The 20,757-nt window shown below is 63.6% G+C and carries 23 protein-coding genes and 2 pseudogenes; 17 read left to right on the top strand and 8 right to left on the bottom strand.

Annotated elements, in window-relative coordinates; genetic code table 11:
• Positions 1-247: 247 nt before the first annotated feature.
• From EOA27_RS01755 to EOA27_RS01735, 5 genes and pseudogenes are all read left to right on the top strand, one after another.
• Positions 248-1,775, top strand: a pseudogene (locus tag EOA27_RS01755) (ABC-F family ATP-binding cassette domain-containing protein).
• A gap of 102 nt (positions 1,776-1,877) precedes the next feature.
• Positions 1,878-2,267, top strand: coding sequence for a nuclear transport factor 2 family protein (locus tag EOA27_RS01750; protein ID WP_126081681.1), 390 nt, complete (start codon positions 1,878-1,880; stop codon positions 2,265-2,267).
• Positions 2,268-2,360: 93 nt separating this feature from the next.
• On the top strand, positions 2,361-2,543 hold the full coding sequence (locus EOA27_RS01745) for a hypothetical protein (protein ID WP_042645761.1): 183 nt from the start codon (positions 2,361-2,363) through the stop codon (positions 2,541-2,543).
• 147 nt (positions 2,544-2,690) lie between these two features.
• Positions 2,691-3,107, top strand: a complete 417-nt coding sequence (locus tag EOA27_RS01740) for a glyoxalase/bleomycin resistance/extradiol dioxygenase family protein (RefSeq protein ID WP_126081680.1) — start codon at positions 2,691-2,693, stop codon at positions 3,105-3,107.
• A gap of 196 nt (positions 3,108-3,303) precedes the next feature.
• Positions 3,304-3,657 (top strand): DUF1428 family protein, encoded by a 354-nt coding sequence (locus EOA27_RS01735; RefSeq protein ID WP_126081679.1) that lies wholly within the window; start codon positions 3,304-3,306, stop codon positions 3,655-3,657.
• 269 nt (positions 3,658-3,926) lie between these two features.
• Here EOA27_RS01735 and EOA27_RS01730 read toward each other — a convergent pair whose 3' ends face one another.
• Positions 3,927-5,567, bottom strand: a complete 1,641-nt coding sequence (locus EOA27_RS01730; protein ID WP_126081678.1) for a tetratricopeptide repeat-containing sulfotransferase family protein — start codon at positions 5,565-5,567, stop codon at positions 3,927-3,929.
• A gap of 198 nt (positions 5,568-5,765) precedes the next feature.
• A complete protein-coding gene (locus EOA27_RS01725; protein ID WP_126081677.1) occupies positions 5,766-6,155 on the bottom strand; it encodes a Kazal-type serine protease inhibitor domain-containing protein in 390 nt (129 codons plus the stop codon).
• Positions 6,156-6,607: 452 nt separating this feature from the next.
• Between EOA27_RS01725 and EOA27_RS01720 the strand changes: the two genes are divergently transcribed.
• The 3 genes from EOA27_RS01720 (at position 6,608) to EOA27_RS01710 (ending at position 7,900) form a co-directional block, all read left to right on the top strand.
• The gene (locus tag EOA27_RS01720; RefSeq protein WP_006202520.1) at positions 6,608-6,820 is read left to right on the top strand and encodes a cold-shock protein; all 213 of its coding nucleotides are present in this window, start codon (positions 6,608-6,610) and stop codon (positions 6,818-6,820) included.
• Positions 6,821-7,057: 237 nt separating this feature from the next.
• Positions 7,058-7,270 (top strand): cold-shock protein, encoded by a 213-nt coding sequence (locus EOA27_RS01715; protein ID WP_006202521.1) that lies wholly within the window; start codon positions 7,058-7,060, stop codon positions 7,268-7,270.
• A gap of 216 nt (positions 7,271-7,486) precedes the next feature.
• A complete protein-coding gene (locus EOA27_RS01710) occupies positions 7,487-7,900 on the top strand; it encodes a BA14K family protein (RefSeq protein WP_127255287.1) in 414 nt (137 codons plus the stop codon).
• Between the two features lie 78 nt (positions 7,901-7,978).
• On the opposite strand, the gene EOA27_RS01705 is transcribed toward EOA27_RS01710, so the two are convergent.
• From EOA27_RS01705 to EOA27_RS01695, 3 genes are all read right to left on the bottom strand, one after another.
• Entirely contained in the window at positions 7,979-8,620 is a 642-nt protein-coding gene (locus tag EOA27_RS01705; RefSeq protein WP_126081675.1) for an MBL fold metallo-hydrolase, read from the bottom strand.
• Positions 8,621-8,784: 164 nt separating this feature from the next.
• Positions 8,785-9,102, bottom strand: coding sequence for a hypothetical protein (locus EOA27_RS01700; protein ID WP_126081674.1), 318 nt, complete (start codon positions 9,100-9,102; stop codon positions 8,785-8,787).
• 146 nt (positions 9,103-9,248) lie between these two features.
• Positions 9,249-10,142 (bottom strand): branched-chain amino acid aminotransferase, encoded by an 894-nt coding sequence (locus tag EOA27_RS01695; protein WP_126081673.1) that lies wholly within the window; start codon positions 10,140-10,142, stop codon positions 9,249-9,251.
• Positions 10,143-10,415: 273 nt separating this feature from the next.
• Here EOA27_RS01695 and EOA27_RS01690 point away from each other — a divergent pair, with 273 nt between their 5' ends.
• The 4 genes from EOA27_RS01690 (at position 10,416) to EOA27_RS01675 (ending at position 14,406) form a co-directional block, all read left to right on the top strand.
• Complete coding sequence (locus tag EOA27_RS01690; protein WP_042647466.1) at positions 10,416-10,943, top strand: MarR family transcriptional regulator; 528 nt, start codon at positions 10,416-10,418, stop codon at positions 10,941-10,943.
• The gene (locus tag EOA27_RS01685) at positions 10,930-11,649 is read left to right on the top strand and encodes a response regulator transcription factor (RefSeq protein WP_126081672.1); all 720 of its coding nucleotides are present in this window, start codon (positions 10,930-10,932) and stop codon (positions 11,647-11,649) included. The genes EOA27_RS01690 and EOA27_RS01685 overlap by 14 nt, the downstream gene beginning before the upstream one ends.
• Before the next feature lie 51 nt (positions 11,650-11,700).
• Positions 11,701-13,116: an ATP-binding protein gene (locus tag EOA27_RS01680; RefSeq protein WP_126081671.1), complete on the top strand. Its 1,416-nt coding sequence runs from the start codon at positions 11,701-11,703 to the stop codon at positions 13,114-13,116.
• A gap of 225 nt (positions 13,117-13,341) precedes the next feature.
• Positions 13,342-14,406, top strand: a complete 1,065-nt coding sequence (locus tag EOA27_RS01675; protein WP_245466977.1) for a glycosyltransferase family 1 protein — start codon at positions 13,342-13,344, stop codon at positions 14,404-14,406.
• Here the strand turns inward: EOA27_RS01675 and EOA27_RS01670 are convergent.
• From EOA27_RS01670 to EOA27_RS01660, 3 genes are all read right to left on the bottom strand, one after another.
• Positions 14,398-14,757, bottom strand: coding sequence for a tRNA-binding protein (locus EOA27_RS01670; RefSeq protein ID WP_126081670.1), 360 nt, complete (start codon positions 14,755-14,757; stop codon positions 14,398-14,400). The two genes, EOA27_RS01675 and EOA27_RS01670, sit on opposite strands and share 9 nt — an antisense overlap.
• Before the next feature lie 18 nt (positions 14,758-14,775).
• Positions 14,776-15,276 (bottom strand): YbjN domain-containing protein, encoded by a 501-nt coding sequence (locus EOA27_RS01665; RefSeq protein ID WP_040989643.1) that lies wholly within the window; start codon positions 15,274-15,276, stop codon positions 14,776-14,778.
• Between the two features lie 313 nt (positions 15,277-15,589).
• On the bottom strand, positions 15,590-15,892 hold the full coding sequence (locus EOA27_RS01660) for an accessory factor UbiK family protein (RefSeq protein ID WP_112126796.1): 303 nt from the start codon (positions 15,890-15,892) through the stop codon (positions 15,590-15,592).
• Between the two features lie 433 nt (positions 15,893-16,325).
• On the opposite strand from EOA27_RS01660, the gene lgt reads away from it, so the two are divergent.
• The 5 genes and pseudogenes from lgt to EOA27_RS01630 all read left to right on the top strand — a co-directional run.
• A complete protein-coding gene (gene lgt, locus EOA27_RS01650; RefSeq protein ID WP_126081668.1) occupies positions 16,326-17,213 on the top strand; it encodes a prolipoprotein diacylglyceryl transferase in 888 nt (295 codons plus the stop codon).
• Positions 17,210-18,277: a class I SAM-dependent methyltransferase gene (locus tag EOA27_RS01645; protein WP_126081667.1), complete on the top strand. Its 1,068-nt coding sequence runs from the start codon at positions 17,210-17,212 to the stop codon at positions 18,275-18,277. The genes lgt and EOA27_RS01645 overlap by 4 nt, the downstream gene beginning before the upstream one ends.
• An 86-nt stretch (positions 18,278-18,363) precedes the next feature.
• Entirely contained in the window at positions 18,364-19,152 is a 789-nt protein-coding gene (gene pgeF / locus EOA27_RS01640; protein WP_126081666.1) for a peptidoglycan editing factor PgeF, read from the top strand.
• On the top strand, positions 19,152-20,303 hold the full coding sequence (locus tag EOA27_RS01635; RefSeq protein ID WP_126081665.1) for a Xaa-Pro peptidase family protein: 1,152 nt from the start codon (positions 19,152-19,154) through the stop codon (positions 20,301-20,303). The genes pgeF and EOA27_RS01635 overlap by 1 nt, the downstream gene beginning before the upstream one ends.
• 55 nt (positions 20,304-20,358) lie before the next feature.
• Positions 20,359-20,757: pseudogene (locus EOA27_RS01630) on the top strand (hypothetical protein); the annotation flags it as partial.

The raw sequence follows: 20,757 nt of genomic DNA, 5'->3' as shown, positions 1-20,757 counted from the left end.
CCTCCCCGGTGTACCCAACCCCAACTCGAACTCTGGAAAGGAGGGCTGCGTGTCTATCGATCACCATCGTCAGCGTGGCCCGATTTGCGCCCTGCGAGCTTGCTTGCAGGGCTGACCGGACGGTCCGGGTTTTTCCCGTTTCGATTTTTGGTCTGCCCTTCGTGGTGCCGCTAAGCTGATCCGTTGATCAGCCGGCGCACCGTCAAAGTGCATCAGCCGGACTTTCCGGCAAGACCAGAGAAATCGAATGGCCCTGATCAGCCTCAAATCTGTCGGCGTCACCATGAGTGCGCCGCTCTTCTCCAACCTCGACCTCACCATCGGCGCCGGCGACCGGCTGGGCATCGTCGCAGCCAATGGCCGTGGGAAGTCCACCTTGCTCAAATGCCTGGCCGGTGAATTCGAACCCACCTCCGGCGACATCACCCGGTCACGCGGCCTGCGCGTCGGCCATGTCGAGCAATCCGTTCCCGGCGCATTGCTCAACCGCAGCTTCCATGACGTCGTCGCCGACGCCTTGCCGGTCGAGCAGCGCGACAGCGAGTTGTGGCGCGTCGACGTGGTTCTCGACTCGCTCGACGTGCCGGAAGACATGCGCGGCCGGCCGATGCGCGCGCTGAGCGGCGGCTGGCAGCGGCTGGCGCTGATCGCGCGTGTCTGGGTCACCGATCCCGACGTGCTTCTGCTCGACGAGCCGACCAATCATCTCGACCTCGCCAGGATCGGCCAGCTGGAGGACTGGCTGAATGCGCTGCCGCCCGACGTGCCTGTGATCGTCGCCAGCCATGACCGCGCTTTCCTCGACGCTGTCACCAACCGCACGCTGTTCCTGCGTCCCGAAGAGTCGCCGGTGTTCGCTCTGCCCTATTCACGCGCCAGGCATGCGCTCGACGAGCTCGACGCCTCGATGGCGCGCAAGTTCGAGCGCGACATGAAGATCGCCCAGCAGCTGCGCAAGCCAAGCCGCCAAGCTGAACAACATCGGCATCAATTCAGGCAGCGACCTTTTGACGGTGAAGACCAAGCAGTTGAAGGAGCGGGCAGAGAAGCTGGAGGATGCCGCCGTACAAGCGCATCGCGAGCGCTCGGCCGGCGCGATCAGGCTGGCGAACCGCGGCACCCACGCCAAGGTGCTGATCACGCTGGAGGACGCGGCGGTCGAAACGCCTGATGGCACACTGCTATTCAGGACCGGGAAGCGCCATATCTGCCAGGACGATCGCATCGTGCTGCTCGGCCGCAACGGCGTCGGCAAGACGCGCTTCATCGCCATGATCCGCAACGCCATTGCCGAACCCGGCTCGATTGCGAACATCAAGGTGACGCCGTCGACCGTGCTCGGCTACAGCGACCAGGCGCTGTCGGGCATCAATGGCGAAGACACGCCGCTGGCAATGGTCTCGCGCCGGTTCGAGATCGGCGAGCAGCGGGCGCGTTCGCTCCTTGCCGGCGCCGGCGTCGTCATCGAGATGCAGGACAAAAAGATCGGCGCCTTGTCGGGCGGGCAGCGGTCGAGACTGATGATGCTGGTATTGCGGCTGACCAACCCCAATTTCTATCTGCTCGACGAGCCGACCAACCATCTCGACATCGATGGCCAGGAAGCATTGGAGGACGAGTTGCTGAAGCATCAGGCAAGCTGTCTGCTTGCCTCGCACGACCGCTCCTTCATCCGCGCCGTCGGCAACCGCTTCTGGCTGATCGAGAAGCGGCGGCTGACCGAGGTCGACGACCCGGAAGCGTTCTTCCGCTCCGTCGCCGAAACGCCGAACTGAGAGACGATACACCCGCCGGGCCGTCGCCGCCGGCCCGGCAATACTTTTCCATCTGCTAAAAAAAGCGCATGCTGAATTGCTCAACCATGGAGGGGACGGGCCATGCGTGCAGTGGAAATCGTCAGCAATCTCTACAAAGCCTATGCGGACCGCGACATCGAGGGTGCCCTGGCGCGGTGCGCGGAGGATGTCGTGTTCCGCTGGATTGCCGATCCCCGGCAATCGCGTCATGCCGGCACCGCGCACGGCAAACAGGAATTCCTCTCCAGGCTCCTGGCGCTCGACGATGACTTCGAATACCGCCACTTCGTCCCGGTCGAGATTATCGACGGCGGCGACAAGGTTGCCGCGCAGGTCGAGATCCATATGACGCGCCGTACCACCGGCGAGGAGCTCATCATGCGCACCGCCAATTTCTGGACGGTCCGCGACGGCGAGATCATCGAGATGGTGGAGTATTACGACACCGCGCTGGCGGCATCGGTGTTCTGAAAAAGATTTGGAGCGATCTGTCGGATCGCCTGTTGCCGCCTCGTCCTTGGGATGCCGACACGATGATGCCGGCATCAACCAGGGAGAATTGTCATGTCGGTACTGTCGTCCATCGGCCGCCTCGCCAACCGGTATGCCGAGGCGCGTGCCCGTCACCGCAGCGAGCGCATCCTGCTGTCGCTGCCCGCAGAGCTGCGCAAGGACATCGGCTTTCCGGAGATTTTCGAAACGCGCGAAAGCCGCCGCGCCAGCACCTTCTCGGCGAAGGTCATATAAAATGATGCTTTCAATGCGATTGTCCCGCGGCCGCGCGCCTTCAAGGCAAGGCGCTTAAGAAGAATTTCTGGAGGCATGTAGGATCGCCGCCGCTTCGTCCGTCCTTGGGCCGCAAGCCACGTCAAACCCGTGAAGAGGAACACGAATATGAACGACCAGACCCCGCCCCGCGCCAAGGTCCTTGGCGGACTGACCCCCTACCTGCAGGTCGACGGCGCCATCAAGGCCGCCGAATTCTACAAGAAGGCTTTTGGCGCGGAGGAAGTGTTCGCCTATCCGCCGGACGACAAGGGCCGCACCATGCATATCCATCTCTACGTCAACGGCTCGACGCTGATGCTGGGCGACGCCTATCCGGAACACGGCCATCCGCACCAGGCGGCGCAGGGCTATACGCTGCAGCTCCATCTCGGCAGCGACGACATCGACGCCTGGTGGAAGCGGGCGGTCGATGCCGGCTGCGAGGTCGTCACCCCGCTGCAGGTGATGTTCTGGGGCGACCGCTGGGGCCAGGTGAAAGACCCCTTCGGCATCGCCTGGGCGATGAACGCGCCGGTGAAGTGAGCCGTCCACCTCTCCTCCTGTCTGTGGGAGAGGTCGGATTGCCCCGATTTGCCCTTCGCAAATCGGCTGGCAATCCGGGTGAGGGGTAGCTTGGCGCCAGGCTGAAGCACCCTTCATCCAAGTCGGCGTTGCGCGCCGATCCACCTTCTCCCGCAAAGGGAGGAGGGAAAGCCGGGCCCAACCAAGGAGTTTCACCATGTCCTATGTCGACGGTTTCGTGATTGCCGTGCCGAAGGCAAATCTCGACGACTACAAGAAGCTGGCCAACACCGCGGGCCCGATTTGGATGGAGCACGGCGCGCTCTCCTATGTCGAATGCATCGGTGACGACGTGCCCTATGGCGAGCTGACCTCGTTTCCGCGTGCCGTACAGGCGAAGGACGACGAGATCGTCATCTTCGCCTGGGTCGTCTACGAATCCAGACGGAGCCGCGACGCGGTCATGGCCAAGGTGATGGCCGATGAACGTCTCAAGATGGACTGGTCCGCCATGCCCTTCGATGGCAAGCGCATGATCTTCGGCGGCTTCCAGCCGTTCATCGAGCTTTGATCACAGCCTATCGGTCGTCATCCACGGGCGGAGCAGGAGCGGAGCTCCTGCGCAGACCCGAGGATCCATGCCGTGACTTGGAAGCGCCGCGGAGGTCCAGAATTCTGCACCGTTGCACGTTTCGATCGAGGTAACGGCATGGATTCCAGGGTCTGCGCGCGTCGCTTCGCTCCTTGCTCCGCCCTGGAATGACGAGGTCGCGAGGTAGCGGCTAATCGCGGACCCCTGCGATGACTCAGAGCAAGCGGCCTGCCGGTTCAATGCTTGCTCTATCCGTTCTGCAGCTTGTCCAGCAGCGGCTTCAGTCGATCCCCATACCGCTTCCACAGATCGACCGAGCCCTGATACATCGGCTGGCGCACCTGCGCGGCGGAAGCGGTGCGCACCGGCCGGTCCGTCTCGTGGAAGGACAGAACCTTGTCGTCCCAGGGCAGGCCGAGATGCGCCATCAGCGCCCGCGTCTGCCCTTCCTGGTCGGCGACGAAATCCTCATAGCGCACATCGTGCACGACGCCTGGCAGCACCTTGTGCCAATGCGCCATGATGTCGGTGTAGAGGTTATGGAAATCCGCGAGCTCGCCTAGGTCGTAGCCGTAACGATGGCTGTCGCCGCGGAAATGCACCTTGAAGATCGACAGGCACGTCGCCGCCGCGTCGCGCGCGCAATGGACGATCTTGGCCTTCGGCAGCATCATGTGCAGGAAGCCGACCAGCATGAAGTTCCCCGGCATCTTGTCGGTGACATGGCGGTAGCCCGGATAGCGGCTATGCAGCATGTCGAGATAGGCCTGACCCGCCTCGGCGAAGGCCTTGTCGGGCGTGTCGGCGATCCCGGCGGGGAATCCACCCGGCATGCTCATCGGAAACTGCTTTCCGACGGCCGTCTTCAAGATGTTCAACTCGCCGGCGCCATAGACCTGCGGATGGCTGGCGATGATCTGCTCGACCAGCGTGGTGCCGGAACGCGGCATGCCGACAACGAAGATCGGCGTGTCGGCTGAAATATCGCTTGTCCGGTGCTTCTCGAAGAAGGTCTTGTCGAAGGCCGCTTTCATCGCCTCGAATTCGCCGCGCGTGCGGACCGGATCGTAGTCGATGCCCTGGCGGCGGATGGCATTGCCCTCGGCGAAATAGTCGAAAGCGCGGCCATAGTCCTTGAGGTCGTCATTGACCTTGCCGAGACCGAAGGAAAGCTGCATGCGCGCCAGGCTGCCCTGTGGCGCCTTGGCATGCTCGGCCTCCATGCCGGCAAGCTCCTTGTCGCGTTCGGTCTGACGCTTGACCTGGGTCAAAAGCAGCCAGGCCTTGGCCATGCCCGGAACAACGGCCACCGCCTGTCGGGCAAGATCGGCGGCTTCGTCGAGCTTGCCCTTCTCCATCATGGCCACGCCCAGGCCGTAGAGCAGCTCGGCGTCCTTCGGCCGGATCGACAAGGACTCGCGGAACAGCTTGATCGCCTCATCCAGCCGCCCGGCCTCCTGCAGCGTTTCCGCAAGCCCGATGCGGGCGCGGACATGGAACGGGTTGCGGCCGATCGTGCCGCGAAAGATCTCCTCGGCGGCGTCGAACTGGCCGAGCTGCTTCAGCGACGAGCCGAGATTGTCGCGCGCGGCCAGTTGGTCCGGCTTGATATCCACCGCGCCGCGAAAGAAATCGACCGCGGCGGCGACCCGGCCGAGGTCGCGCATGACGGTGCCCATATTGTTGAGGAAGTCGGCATTCCTGGGCTGCAGCGTCACCGACTGCTCGATGAGCTCGAGCCCCTCCTCGCTGCGGCCGGTCTGGTGCAGCAGCAGTCCGAGGAATTGCAAGGCGGCGGCATGGTTCGGCTGCTGCCCCAGAACCTGCCGATAGAGCGCCTCGGCTTCCTGACGGCGCCCGGCCTGGTGCAGCTGCAGCGCCCGCTGCACATAGGGATCGAGCGGGCTGGCCGTTCCCGGCTTGCCGCCCGCATTCGCCGCTCTTCTTTGATCTCTGTTAATGGGAAACCTGCCGTGTTTGTTGGTCCGCCGGACCTAAGCCATGCGGGCAAGAGATTCAAGGCTAAGCAACACCACGCGCATTGCGGTGTCCATACCCGCCTGTTGAGCCGGACACCGCGTTGCTTTTCAGCACGGCCCGTCGCCGACGACGCGGTAATCCGCCGCGCGGGCCTCGCATGCGTTCGGGAAAGTGCGCACTTGCCCATGGCGCCTGGCGCAGACCGGGGCGTATTCGCGTGTGCAGAATGTCGGCTCGCCGCCACCACCGCCGTCGCGGCAAGGACCGTCGCGCAGGATGCGATACCCTTCCCGTTCGGCCAGGCAGGCATTGGCGAAGGTCTGGCGGTCGCCGCCGCGCCGGGCGCAGACCGGTTGGTATTGCATGGTGCAGAGCTGCGGATGCGGCCTGGGCGGGCGCGGCCGGGGCCCATCGTCGACGACCACCGTACAGGCCGCCAGCAGCGCGGACAGGATGAAAATGACAGCGGCCTGACGCGAGATCGCAAGAAACCGCATCTGTCCCTCCTTCATCCCGACCCGGTGATGCCAACTCGCGACATCCTCGCATTCCCCGCGGCAAACGCAACCACCGTTTGTGGCGCCCCCAGGCCCTTGGCCGACAGCCCCGCTCTGGCCCATGCTTGGCCCCTCTCTGGCCGATGACCCGTGCCGGCACGGGGTCTACTCGAAGCCCAGCGTTGGACGCGCCGCGGGCCGCCCGCGACCGTCGTCTTGCAACCATCACGTTTCCGTGTAATAAATTTCCCCGTTCGGGCATTTGCGACCCGGAGAGCGGAACGTTTTGGACGACCTTTCCCCGATAAGTGTGAATCTCTGACAACCCCGTTTTTCGGCGGGGGGTTTGACCATGCGCGAATGCATGACCGCCGAAGCAACCACAGGGATTTGCCCAAGGCGCGAGGCAGCGGGCAAACCACAAGACTGACACGGGTGAAGGAGTTTCCCCAATGGCCCAGACCGGTACCGTAAAGTTCTTCAACGCCACCAAAGGCTTCGGCTTCATCACGCCGGATGGCGGCGCCAAGGACGTGTTCGTCCATATTTCCGCGATCGAGGCATCCGGCCTGCGCACGCTGGTCGACGGCCAGAAGGTCACCTTCGACGTCGAGCCGGACCGCATGGGCAAAGGCCCGAAGGCGGTCAACCTGCGCGCCGCCTGATCGGCGCAATCGCCTGTCCTTTGCGGATGCAATGATGCGGCAGGATCCTGAACGGGCTTTTGGACAGGCTCGAAATTGCGAAGGCGCGACGGAACCGTCGCGCCTTTTTCGCGCGCAAATGCTTGGATCGGCAGGCGAAAACTTTCTCTTGCCGATGACGCTAAAATAAAGGACAAATTTCCTCTCGGGCAATTTGCCGGCCCGAGACTTGACTTGATGGGATCAAAGGAGTTTCCCATGCCGCAGACCGGCACCGTCAAATTCTTCAACCATGCCAAGGGCTTCGGCTTCATCACGCCCGACGATGGCGCAAAGGATGTCTTCGTCCACATCTCGGCCGTGCAGGCGTCGGGCCTTCCCGGTCTTGAGGATGGGCAGAAAGTGACATTCGACACCGAGCCGGACAAGCGCGGTAAGGGTCCGAAGGCCGTCAATCTGTCGATCGGCTGAGCCGGCTCACGACGGATCCGACGGAGGCTATGTCAGGCGGGGCGCTCCCGCCCGGTATCGGGCTGTGCCCAAGCCTCGAAAAACCGCTAGGCCACGAAAAATCGTTTACGCCGATTTCCGTTCAGCCTCCGTTCAGCCACGGTCTTCTATTAACCTTTTCTAAAGCCGGTCCGTATCCCCAAAAAAATGCGCGGGCCGGCGCGAAGGAGACCGAAGATGAACCGTTTTCTCAAGACCGCCATCCTGAGCGTTGGCATTGCCGCGACCACCCTGGCCACCTTCTCGGCGGCCAATGCTGACGACTGGCGCTGGCACCATCATCGCCATCATAACGGCGACGCTCTTGCCGCTGGCGTTGTCGGCCTCGCGGCCGGCGCCCTGATCGGCAGCGTGCTCAGCAACCCCGGACCACGCTATTACGAACCGGCCTATGGTGACGACTACTATGTCGATCGGCCGGTGCGCCGCTACTACGTGCAGCAGCCGCGTGTCGTCTATGCCGACCGCTATGCCGAGCCGTGGACCCGCGGCTGGTATGAGTATTGCTCGGACCGCTACCGCACCTTCAACTCGCGTACCGGCACGTTCACCGGCAATGATGGCGAGCAGCATTTCTGCGTCGCCAACTAGGCGGAGCTTTTGAGCACCGCCTGGGTTCCCTGCCCAGAAAAGCGCCGCCTCCAGCGGCGCTTTTTCTTTGCATGCGGGTCAGGTGAGAAAGGGATTGGTCCGCCGTTCGTCGCCGAAACGGCTGCCCGGTCCATGGCCGCAGATGAAGCCGATATCGTCGCCAAGCGGCAGAAGCTTGTCCTTGATCGAGGCGATCAGCGCGGCCTGGTCGCCGCCAGGCAGATCGGTGCGGCCGATCGAGCCGCGGAACAGCACGTCACCGACATGCGCGAACTTGGCCGCGCGGTTGTAGTAGACGACATGGCCCGGCGCGTGCCCCGGGCAATGCAGCACTTCGAACACGTGATCGCCGAAGGACACCGTCTCGCCTTCGGTGAGGAAGCGGTCCGGCACGCAGTTACGCACCGGATCGGTCAGGCCGAAGCGCTTGGCCTGGTTCTCGAGATTGGCAAGCAGCGGCTTGTCGGCTTCGTGCGGGCCGATAATGTCGATGCCCAGCGCATCCTTCAACTCCATCGCGCCGCCGGCATGGTCGATATGGCCATGCGTGATCCAGATCGCGCCGGCCTTGATGGCATTGTCCTTCAGCACCTTGAGCACCTGGTCAATATCGCCGCCGGGATCGACGACGACGCCGTTCTTGTCGTCCATGTCGAACAGGATGGTGCAGTTCTGCTGGAACGGCGTGACCGGCACGATGCCGGCATTGAGCTGACCCATGGCTTTCCTTTCTCGAGCAATTCCAGGAAAAGTCCGAACCGCTCCGGTTGTCGCCCTGATGTAGACAGGCCGGCAAACGCCGTCCACTGCCGGCCGGCATAAATATCCCGGCAACGAAAATGGGCGGCCGAAGCCGCCCATTTGGAAGCCTGAAGCGGCAGGCCTTACTTCTTCATCGCACCCATGACCGCGCCGATGATGGCGGTCAGGATCGCGCCGCCGCCGGCGCCGCCGACGATGTTCTGCACGTTGAGCGCGCTGCCAAGTCCGCCTGCCGCTGCCGCGGCCGCCGCCGGATCGACCGTGCCGCCGCCGAGAAGGCTGCCGAGAATGGCCGCGCCGCCGACGCCGCCGATGGCACCGCCGAGGATTTTGGGAAGCTGACCCAACGCCGCCTGCTTGAGCGCCGCGCCGACCGCTTGGCCACCGATGATACCCGTAATCACCTGTATAACGATCGCAACGAGCGTGTTCGTATCCATGTAACTAGTCCCTCCATAGCCGCCTGCCTCCAAGGGCCGACACCATCATGAGACGCCGAACCGTCCGAAAGTCAAATGCATGAAAGCTTAAATAAAAAGGGCGGCCCGAAAACCGCCCCTATTGCACAAAAAAACTGTGACTTTCGCTATTCTGCGGCGATCGCGTGCTTTGGTTGCACCGCAGCAGAATAGTCGTTCATCAAGGTCTTGGCGATCTCGCCAACCTCGAATCGGTATGGACCGATCTCCGAAACCGGTGTTACCTCGGCCGCGGTACCGGTCAGGAAGCATTGCTCGAAACCTTCGAGTTCTTCCGGCATGATGGCGCGCTCGATCACTTCGAAACCACGGTCCTTGGCCAGGCCGATCACCGTGCGGCGGGTGATGCCGTCGAGGAAGCAGTCCGGCGTCGGCGTATGGATCTTGCCGTCCTTGACGAAGAAGATATTGGCGCCGGTGGCTTCCGCCACCTGGCCGCGCCAGTCGAGCATCATGGCGTCGGCATAGCCCTTGGCCTCGGCAGCATGTTTGGACAGCGTGCAGATCATGTAGAGGCCGGCGGCCTTGGACTTGGACGGCGCGGTGCGCGGGTCGGGCCGTCGCCATTCGGCGACATCGAGGCGGATGCCCTTGAGCTTCTGCGCGGGATCGAAATAGCTCGGCCATTGCCAGATGGCGATGGCGCAATTGATGCGGTTGTTCTGCGCCGAGACGCCCATCTGCTCGCTGCCGCGCCAGGCGATCGGGCGCACATAGGCGTCCTGAAAACCCTGCTTCTTCAAAAGCGTCCGGCAGGCCTCGTCGATCTCGGCGACCGGATAGGGAATCTTGAAGCCCAAGAGGCGTGCCGATTCATGCAGACGCTCATTGTGCTCGGTCAGCTTGAAGATCTGGCCGCCGTAGGCGCGCTCGCCCTCGAAGATGGCGCTGGCATAGTGCAGGCCATGGGTCAGCACATGGATCTTGGCGTCGGCCCATTTGACGAACTCGCCGTTCATCCAGATGAAGCCGTCCAGTTGATCGAAGGGAACGGATGCCATGGAAACCTCCCGCGGGCGGGTGCCCGCAAATCGTTATGTTTTTTATAGCCTTCGTGCCGGCCCCATCACAGGATCCGAACAGGATCCGAAACGCTGGCCAGTGCTTGGAAGCGTAGGCGGATATTCAATTCGTGGCAAACTCAGGAAGTTCCGGAAAAACGGCTTCCGCTTGCCTTTTCGTTCGCAATCCGCCGAAAAGCTTGTCAAAAATTATCATTGCCGGGGAATTACGTCAATAGTACTGACATAATTCCCGCCTCGCATGGAGAAATGATGACGAGCCCCGCAGCCGGAAAACCGATCAGGACGGCGATCGCCGATGAGGACGGCATCGACTTCGCCATCATCGAACTGTTCTTTTTCGCCTATCGCGATTTCACCTCCGACCCGGACCAGATCCTCGCGGACTATGGCTTCGGCCGCGCCCATCACCGTGTGCTGCACTTCGTCAACCGCAGGCCGGGCCTCACCGTCGCCGAGCTGCTCGATGTGCTGAAGATCACCAAGCAGAGCCTTGCGCGGGTTTTGAAGCAGCTGATCGACACCGATCATATCGTCCAGGTGCAGGGCCCGCGCGACCGCCGGCAGCGCGAGCTCTACCCGACCGCCAAGGGCCGCGCGCTGGCCTTGGCGCTGGCGCGGCCACAGTCGCGCCGCATCCGTGCGGCATTGGAGGATTCCGGAGCCACCGAACGCGCCACGATCGAGCGATTCCTGGAAGCGATGGTCAATCCGGAACTAAGAGCGCAGATCGACATTGTGCCTGCGCAAACATCGGGGAAGAACCATGGAGACCATTGAGAAGGTCGATCATCCGGCCGCGCCCGACGATGACGCGCCGCATCTTCTGGTCGTTGACGACGACACGCGTATCCGCAACCTGCTTAAGCAGTATCTGTCCGAGAATGGCTTTCGCGTCACTGTCGCCGGCAATTCCGGCGAAGCCAGGCGCAAGCTCGCCGGCCTCGACTTCGACCTTCTGGTGCTCGATGTCATGATGCCGGGCGAAACCGGCGTCGATCTCACCAAGGCGCTGCGGGCCGAGAAGAACGTACCGATCCTGATGCTGACGGCGCTGTCCGAGACCGACAGCCGCATCAGCGGGCTGGAAGCCGGCGCCGATGATTACCTGCCGAAACCGTTCGATCCGCGCGAGCTGATCCTGCGCATCAATAACATCCTGCGCCGTGGCGGCCCGGCCGCAACGCCGAAGGTGGAACAGCTGGTGTTCGGGCCCTACACGTTCCAGATCGCCAAGCGCGAATTGAAGCGCGGCGGCGAGGCGCTTAAGCTGACCGACCGCGAGCAGGAGATCCTCGCGATCTTCGCCGCGCGGGCGGGCGAGACCATACCGCGCCATGAGCTGGTGGGCGATGAATCGGATGTCGGCGAGCGCACCATCGACGTGCAGATCAACCGGCTGCGCCGCAAGATCGAGCGCGATCCGTCCAATCCGGTGTGGCTGCAGACGGTGCGCGGTATTGGGTATCGGCTCAGCGTCGAATAGACTACCGTCGAAGGCCCTTTGCTGAACAGGCCATCGACGAGCGGAAGGCGAATGGCGACCACGCAACTGGAACAGCCGAAAGGGAGCGGCCCCGGCGACCTCGCGCTGCGGACGCTGAGGGCGATGCCGCGCGCCTGGAACCGGTTCTGGCGCTTGATCGCGCTCTACATGCCGAAGCGGCTCTACGCCCGCTCGCTGATCATCGTCATCGCGCCGATGATCCTGCTGCAGTCGGTGATCGCCTTCGTCTTCATGGAACGCCACTGGCAGACGGTCACCCAGCGCCTGTCGCAGGCGACGATCTCGGACATTGCTGCCGTCATCGACATGATGGAGACCTATCCGCACGACGCTGACTACGCCAACATCATCCGCATCGCCCAGGACCGCATGCAGTTGAAAGTGGATCTGCTGCCGCCAGATCCGTTGCCGCCGCCCGGCCCGAAGCCGTTCTTCTCGATCCTCGACGAGGCGCTGTCGTCGGAGATCACGAGACAGATCAACCGTCCGTTCTGGATCGACACGGTCGGCAACTCGAACGTCGTCGAGGTCCGCGTCCAGCTCGAAGGCAAAGTGCTGCGCGTCTTCGTGCGGCGCAGCCAGGCTTATGCCTCGAATACGCATATCTTCCTGATCTGGATGGTCGGCACCTCGCTGGTTCTGCTGATGATCGCCATTCCCTTCCTGCGCAATCAGATCAGGCCGATCCTGACGCTCGCCGAGGCCGCCGAGAGTTTCGGCAAGGGCCGGCCGATGCCGCGCGATTTCCGCCCGCGCGGCGCCGAGGAGGTTCGCCGCGCCGGCTTCGCCTTCATCCAGATGCGTGAGCGTATCGAGCGCCAGATCGAGCAGCGCACCGCCATGCTGACCGGCGTCAGCCACGACCTCAGGACCATCCTCACCCGCTTCAAGCTGCAGCTGGCCCTGGCCGGCGGCAAAGCGGAGACCAAGGCCGCGCTGAACCAGGACATCGACGACATGCAGTCGATGCTGGAAGGCTATCTCGCCTTTGCCCGTGGCGAGTCCGCGGAGGACACCGGACGCTTCGACCTCAACGCCTATTTCCAGAAGCTCGGCGAGGAAGCGCAATTGCGTCGCTGCAAGCTCACGACGACGCTGGCCGGCGATCCGGCCGTGCATGTGCGGCCGAACGCCTTTGCCCGTTTGCTTTCGAACGTCATCGGCAATGCGTTCCGCTATGCCAAGGCCGTCGAGGTCCACGCCAACCACAGCCATGGCTCGCTCACCGTCACCATCGACGACAATGGGCCGGGCATCGCGCCCGACAAGCGTGAAGAGGTGTTCAAGCCATTCCTGCGACTGGACGAGGCGCGCAACCTGGACGCCAGCGGCACCGGACTTGGCCTGTCGATCGCCCGCGACATCGCCCGCAGCCACGGCGGCGACATCAGCCTCGAGGACAGTCCGCTCGGCGGCCTGCGCGCCGTCATCAAGGTGCCTGCGTAAGCAGAGCCAAGACAGGCTTCATCCGCCCGTCATGAAATCATGGTGAAGAGCGCGCATGAAGCGCGCGACCCTTGTTGATTCGGCTCTGCCGCCCCGCTTCGATCCCGCCCCTGCCCGGGTGCGCTGGAGCGAGGCGCGAGCTGCCGCGTGGCTGCCGTTGCGGCACCGCGCCGGCGCGTCCGGGAGTTATCGCGGCGATGGACCGTCATACGTAGCGGGATCTCCATGCGCATCCTGATGGTCACCGACGCTTGGCAGCCGCAGGTCAATGGCGTGGTGCACACGCTCGAACGCCTCACCGAGGCGCTGAAGCCCTTCGACGTCGAGCTCGATTTCCTGACGCCGAACCTCTTTCGCACCTTGCCGATGCCGACCTATCCCGACATCCGGCTCGCGCTGACGACGCCGGGCCATGTGGCGCGCCGGATCGATGCCGCCAAGGCCGACCACATCCACATCGTCACCGAGGGTCCGCTCGGCATCATGGCGCGCCGCTACTGCCGCAAGGCCAGCCGCCCCTTCACCACCAGCTACCACACGCGCTTTCCCGAATATCTCAGCGCCCGCCTGCCGGTGCCGGAAAGCTGGGCCTACAACTGGCTGCGTGACTTCCACAATTCCGGACAGGGCACGCTTGTCGCCACGCAATCGCTGGCGGACGATCTCGCGGCGCGTGGCTTCAACAAGCTGAGGCCCTGGACGCGCGGCGTCGACACCGACCATTTCCGGCCCGACAAGCGCAAGGAAACCGGATTTCCGCGCCCGGTCTTCCTGTGCGTCGGCCGCGTCGCGATCGAAAAGAACCTGACCGCCTTCCTCGATCTCGACCTGCCCGGCAGCAAGGTGATCGTCGGCGAAGGACCGGAACTGGCAAAACTCAAGGCGCGCTATCCCAACGCGCATTTCCTCGGCCATCGCCCGAACGACGAGCTGGCCGAGATCTACGCCTCGGCCGATGTGTTCGTGTTTCCGAGCCGCACCGACACCTTCGGCAACGTCATCATCGAAGCGCTGGCCAGCGGAACGCCGGTGGCCGCCTATCCGGTGACCGGACCGATCGACATTGTCGGCGACGGTGTCGGCGGAGCCGTGTCGAACGACCTGGGCGAGGCGGCGATGAAGGCGCTCAACGTCGATCGCGCCGAAGCGCGTCAGCGCGCCATGCGCTACAGCTGGACGGCCTGCGCCGAGATGTTCCTCGACGCGGTCGACGAAGCGCTGGGGATGCCAAGTAAGCGCGCCGATCAGGACAGGGTGGCTCCGGGTCGCCCTAGGCTCGTCCTAGAATAGGCGCCCGCCGTCCGGCACCCTACGCTCGATGGCGCCGAGCACCACCGCGCCCTCTTCATCGGGAAAGCCGAGCGTCAGGACCTCCGACATGAAGGGACCGATCTGGCGCGGCGGGAAATTGACCACCGCGAAGACCTGCCGGCCGACCAACGTTTCCGGCGCGTAGTATTTGGTGATCTGCGCTGACGACTTCTTCACACCGATCGCCGGGCCGAAATCGATCTTCAGCTTGATTGCCGGTTTGCGCGCTTCCGGAAACGGCTCGGCCTCGACGATCGTGCCGGCACGGATATCGACACGGTCGAAATCGGCAAAGCTGATCTCGGGCTTGCGCTCGCTGCTGGAACTCATCGGCGATATCGGTTTGGTTCAGGCGTTTCCGTGGGTCTCGAAGAGCACGCTGGAGAGCGCGTCCTTGGCCGATGTACCCGACCAGACGACGAACTGGAAGGCCTGGAAATAGCATTCGCAGGCCTCGAGCGCCGACGATAGAAGCACCTCGACCTGTTGGCTCGACGGCTCGACCCCGCCGGCAAGCAACAGCGATTGGCGGAACATGATCGCGCCTTCCTGCTCCCACAGGTCGAAATGCCCGAACAGCATCTGCTCGTTGATCAGCGACAACAGTCGCATCACTTCCAGCGCGCGCGTCTCCGGCACCTTGATGTCGAAAGCGCAGGCCAGATGCAGCGCCTCGAAATCCTCCATCCAGGAAAAGGAGACGTGATAGTCGGTCCAGCTGCCGGCCACCGAAATCGAAATCTCGTCGTCGCCGGCGCGCTCGAAGGACCAGTCATTGTTGTGGGCCACCTGCTCGATGACGTCCACCGGGTGGATTTCGCGGGAGAATTCGAGTTCGAGGAGTTCCATGAATGCTTCCTGTGTTCAGGGGAGCGCCACACGCTCCGCGGGGCACACACAACGAACAATCTTGTCTAGAACTCGGACGGTCAGGACTTTCCAACGCAAAGACCCAACCGGACCCCACCGCCCGGCGCATGACCCTGCTTCGAATCATGCAACAAATTCAGTCTATTGATCGGGAGTCGCGTGAACAGCCCAATTTTTCGCGCCGCGTCATCCGCATGTGGAAAGGTGGCTGTCACAAAGATTCATGCAATGCCGGTAAGCGATTCACGGCAAAGCGATTTTTCGGATCGCGCTATGTGGAAAAGTTTAACGATTATTTTTTTGCGCGGGGCTTCGCGGCACCCGCAGGTGCGGCCTGTCCGGTCAATTCGGCGAGCTTGGCCTCGAGCGCCTCGACGCGCGTCGCCAGTTGGATGTTGTCTTCCCGCGCCTTGACCGCCATCTCGCGCACCGCCTCGAATTCTTCGCGCTGCACCACATCCATGGAATTCAGCATGCGCTCGGCCTGCGCCCGGAACGCCGTCTCCACCTCGCGACGAACGCCCTGCGCGGCACCCGCGGCGTCGGTCATGATCTTTGCGAATTCGTCGAGAATGCGGTTCGGTCCGGTCGCCATGGCAGATCCTCGCTTTGTCGTTTTGACGTAGTGGCGCGCGGCGCGGAATGCAAGCGCATTGCGGCGTGCTCACGTGGTTACGATTTGATCTCACCGTGTCCGTCGTTGTCGTTATTATCTGATAGGATGTTTCGAACGGGAGCGTGGGATGCCCAACACTGGGGGTTCGGAAAAGCGCATTGCCGCACTAGACGCAGCGCTCGCCAAGGGCATCAGCGACGTCGAAGCAAAGCGGACAATGCATGCCGAAGAGGTGTTTGACCGCTTGGAAGCCAAATACAGGGAATTGGCCCAAGGCCAAAAGCCAAAGCCGCCACGTAACGGCGATTAGCTGCGTCCCAAATTCAGATTTGCCGCGCTGCCGTTGCCTTGACCCCGCCAAAACCCTGCCGCATGGTCCGCGCCCGAACATGACCGCGCCCTGGAGACCCTGTTGAGCGAATATTTCCTGCTGCCGCTGGCCTCCCTGCCCTTCCCCAACATCGATCCGGTCATCGTCAATATCGGGCCGCTGGCTGTGCACTGGTACGGCGTCGGCTACATCGTCGGCATCCTCTTTGCCTGGTGGTATGCCAAGCGGCTGGTCACCAACGCACGCCTCTGGCCCGACGGCCACCTGCCGATGAAGCCCGAGGACCTAGACGACTTCATCGTCTGGGCGGCGATCGGCGTCGTGCTCGGCGGGCGCACCGGCTACGTGCTGTTCTACGACTTGAAGCGCTACATTGCGCACCCGCTCGACATTTTCGCCGTCTGGCAGGGCGGCATGTCATTCCATGGCGGCCTGCTCGGTGTCATCCTCGCCATGACGCTTTTTTCGCTCAAGCGTGGCATCTACACCTGGACATTGTTCGACGTGGTGTCAGCCGGCGTGCCGGTCGGCCTTGGGCTGGTGCGCGTCTGCAACTTCATCAATGCCGAGCTTTGGGGCAGGCCAACCGACATGCCCTGGGGCGTCGTCTTCTGCAACGATCGCCTCCAGCAGGCGCTGGGGCAATGTCCCGCCGGCCTCGACCCTCGCCATCCGAGCCAGCTTTACGAGGCGCTGCTCGAAGGCCTGGTGCTGTTCCTGGTGCTGCGCTTCCTCACTCATTCGCGGCTCAAACTGAAGACGCCTCGCTTCGTCGGCGGCGCCTTCATCTGCGGCTACGGCCTGTCGCGCATCTTCATCGAGTTCTTCCGCGAGCCCGACCACCAGCTCGGGTATTTGCTCTATACCAACTGGCTGACCATGGGCATGATCCTGTCCACGCCGATGGTGCTCGCCGGCATCTGGGCCATGGCCACGGCAAAGCCGACGCCACAGCCGCAGGCGGCATGAGCACACTGAAGCAGCGCATCATTGGCCTGATCGGCGCGGCGGGGCCGATCCCGGTCAGTGAATATATGGCGCTCTGCCTGTTCGATCCCGAGGAGGGTTATTACACGACGCGCGAGCCCTTCGGCGCCGCCGGCGACTTCATCACCGCGCCCGAGATCAGCCAGATGTTCGGCGAGCTCGTCGCCGTCTGGCTCTATCAGGCCTGGCAGGGCGCCGGCCGGCCCCTGCCCCCGACCTTCGCCGAGATCGGTCCCGGCCGCGGCACGCTGATGAAGGACATGCTGCGCACCTGGTCACGGCTCGACCCGGCGCTGGTGGCCGGCGCCTCCTTTGCCATGGTCGAGACCAGCACGCGCCTGGCCGAGATACAGAAGCAGACGCTTGCGGGGCAGAACGTTGCGCTTGGCTGGCACCAGAGCCTCGACACGCTGCCGCCGCAGCCGCTCTTCATCGTCGGCAACGAATTGTTCGACGCGGTGCCGATCCGGCAGTTCGTCTATGTCGGCGCGGGCTGGCGCGAGCGCGTGGTCGGCCTCGACGGCGCCGATGAGCTGCACTTCTTCGCCGGCGCGGGATCCGTCGACCCGGCGCTGCTGCCCCCTGGCGCCGCCGATGCGCCGCAAGGCGCCATCGTCGAAGTGGCGCCTGCCCGTTCGGCGCTGATGGCGCAGATCGCCGAACGCATAGCCGGCCAGGGCGGCGCCGGCCTCTTCATCGACTACGGCCATCTGCAGCCGGGGATCGGCGACACATTCCAGGCGCTGCGCCGGCACGAGCGCGAGGACGTTCTGGCCAATCCAGGCGAAGCCGACCTCACCGCCCATGTCGATTTCGCCGCTCTCGCCGACATCGCGCGGGCGCACGGTCACGATGTTCAATTGTCGACCCAGGGCGAATTCCTGCTCGGCATGGGCCTGCTCGAACGTGCCGGAACGCTCGGCGCCGATGCCGATGCCGAAACACGTCAGGTCATATCGGACGCGGTCGAACGCCTGGCCGGCCCCGACGCCATGGGCGAGTTGTTCAAGGTGATGAAGGTCCTGCCGAAGGCGAAAGGCGGCTGAGATCGGCGCGCGGCCTCGGTGGCTGGCCCGCTCGTCTCCGAACTTCGCCTTGACGAACCCGCCTTGCACGGACGACAAACCCAACCATGCTGAATCAGACCAGACCCGATCCAGTACGCTCGCCGCTGCTTGAAAAGGCGCAAGGCATGCGCCACGGCTACTTCACCCGCATCGGCGGCGTCTCCGACGGCATCTATCGGGGCCTCAACATCGGCACGGGCTCCAGCGACGACCAGACATTGGTCGCCGAGAACCGGCGGCGCGTCGCCGATTGGATGGGTGTGCCCGCGGACCATCTGCTGACCGCGCACCAGATCCACTCGCCGGATGTCGTTGTCGCCAGGGAACCCTTCGCCGCCCCTCGCCCGAAAGCCGACGCCATCGTCACCGATCGTCCGGGCATCGCCATCGGCGCATCGACCGCCGATTGCGGGCCGGTGTTGTTTGCCGATGACGAGGCGCGCGTCATCGGCGCCGCCCATGCCGGCTGGAAGGGCGCCTTCACCGGCGTGCTCGAGAACACCGTCGCGGCGATGGAGGGCCTCGGCGCCCGCCGCGACCGCATCGTCGCCGTGCTTGGCCCCTCGATCGGGCCCGACAATTACGAGGTCGGGCCGGAATTTGTCGCCCGCTTCGTCGAGGCCGACGCCGGCAATGAACGCTATTTCAGCCCATCCAGGACTGTCGGCCACTCGATGTTCGACCTCAACCAATATACGGTCGACCGGCTGCGCAAGGCCGGCGTGACCGCCGAGGGGCTTGGCCGCTGCACCTACGCGGAAGAAGACCTTTTCTATTCCTACCGGCGCACCACACACCGCAAGGAAGCGGATTACGGGCGCCAGGTTTCGGCAATCGTTCTGGAGAAAGAGTAATGGCGCTGCATTTCGAACGTTCGGAATTCGACGCGCGGCGTGACCGGCTGCTGATCGAGATGGCCGAAAAGAAGCTCGACGCCGTGCTCCTGTTCGCGCAGGAGAGCATGTACTGGCTGACCGGCTACGACACGTTCGGCTTCTGCTTCTTCCAGTGCCTGGTGGTGAAGGCCGACGGCTCGATGGTGCTGCTCACCCGCTCGGCTGATCTGAGGCAAGCGCGCCATACCTCGACCATCGAGAACATCGTGCTGTGGACCGATCGTCAGGGCGCCAACCCGGCAATCGACCTGCGCAACCTGCTCAACGACCTCGATCTGCTCGGCGCCCGCATCGGCGTCGAATACGACACCCATGGCCTGACCGCCTATAACGGCCGCCGCCTAGACGAGCAGTTGCAGACCTTCGGCCAGATCGCCGATGCCTCCGGCATCGTCGGCCGGCTGCGCCTGTTCAAGAGCCCGGCCGAGATCGCCAAGGCGGAAAAGGCCGCCAATCTTTCCGACGACGCGCTCGATGCCGCCCTGCCGCTGATCAAGCAGGGTGGTGACGAAGGGCTGATCCTCGCCGCCATGCAGGGCGCTGTCTTTGCCGGCGGCGGCGACTATCCGGCCAACGAATACATCATCGGCTCAGGCGCCGATGCCCTGCTCTGCCGCTACAAGGCCGGCCGCCGCAAGCTTACCAAGAACGACCAGCTGACGCTTGAATGGGCCGGCGTGTTCCACCACTATCATGCCCCAATGATGCGCACCATTTTGACGGGCAAGGTGTCGAAGCGCCATCAGGAATTGTTCGACGCTTCCCGAGCCGCGCTGCTCGCGGTCGAAAAGGCGCTGACGCCGGGCAACACCTTCGGCGATGTCTTCGACGCGCATGCCCGCACGCTCGAAGCGCACAATCTGACCAAGCACCGGCTGAACGCCTGCGGCTACTCGGTCGGCGCCCGCTTCACGCCATCCTGGATGGACATGCCGATGTTCTACCAAGGCAATCCGGAGCCGATCGCGCCCAATATGACGCTATTCGCGCATATGATCATCATGGACTCCGAGACCGAGACGGCCATGACGCTCGGCCGCACCTACCTCACCACGGAATCGGCGCCGAAGCCGCTGTCGCGCCATGATCTCGACTTGATCGTGCAGTGAATCCATAATGGTTGGTTCACGCGGGGGCGTTCGCCACTAGGGAGTTTTCAAGCAAATGAGACGATCGCGGATGACGACCGTGTCATTGCTTGCAGCGCTGGCGCTCGGCGCCTGCACCAACGCCAAGGACGTGCTCGAACCTTCGGCCATCACTCCGCCGGCGAGCTCGGCCCAGTCCTCGGCCGCCCCGCAGGGCACATCGACGACGGCCACAACCCCGACCACGACCGCGCCTGCCCCTTCTCCCGCGCCTTCCATCACAGCGTCACCCAGGACATCGGCCCAGACCGCTGCCCTGGCCAAGACACGGTTGCAGGTGGCGCCGATCGTCGGCGCATCGGTGGACGCGGCGGCACCGTTGACGGCGGAACTGCAGACCCGCGCCAAGCAACGCGGCTTGACGCTTGTCGGCAGCACCGACCAGACGGCGACGCATGTGCTGAAAGGCTATTTC

Source organism: Mesorhizobium sp. M2A.F.Ca.ET.037.01.1.1 (genome assembly GCF_003998075.1).
Lineage (GTDB): Bacteria > Pseudomonadota > Alphaproteobacteria > Rhizobiales > Rhizobiaceae > Mesorhizobium.
The sequence above is the reverse complement of the archived record's forward strand: the minus strand, read 5'-3'. Positions and strand labels throughout refer to the sequence as shown.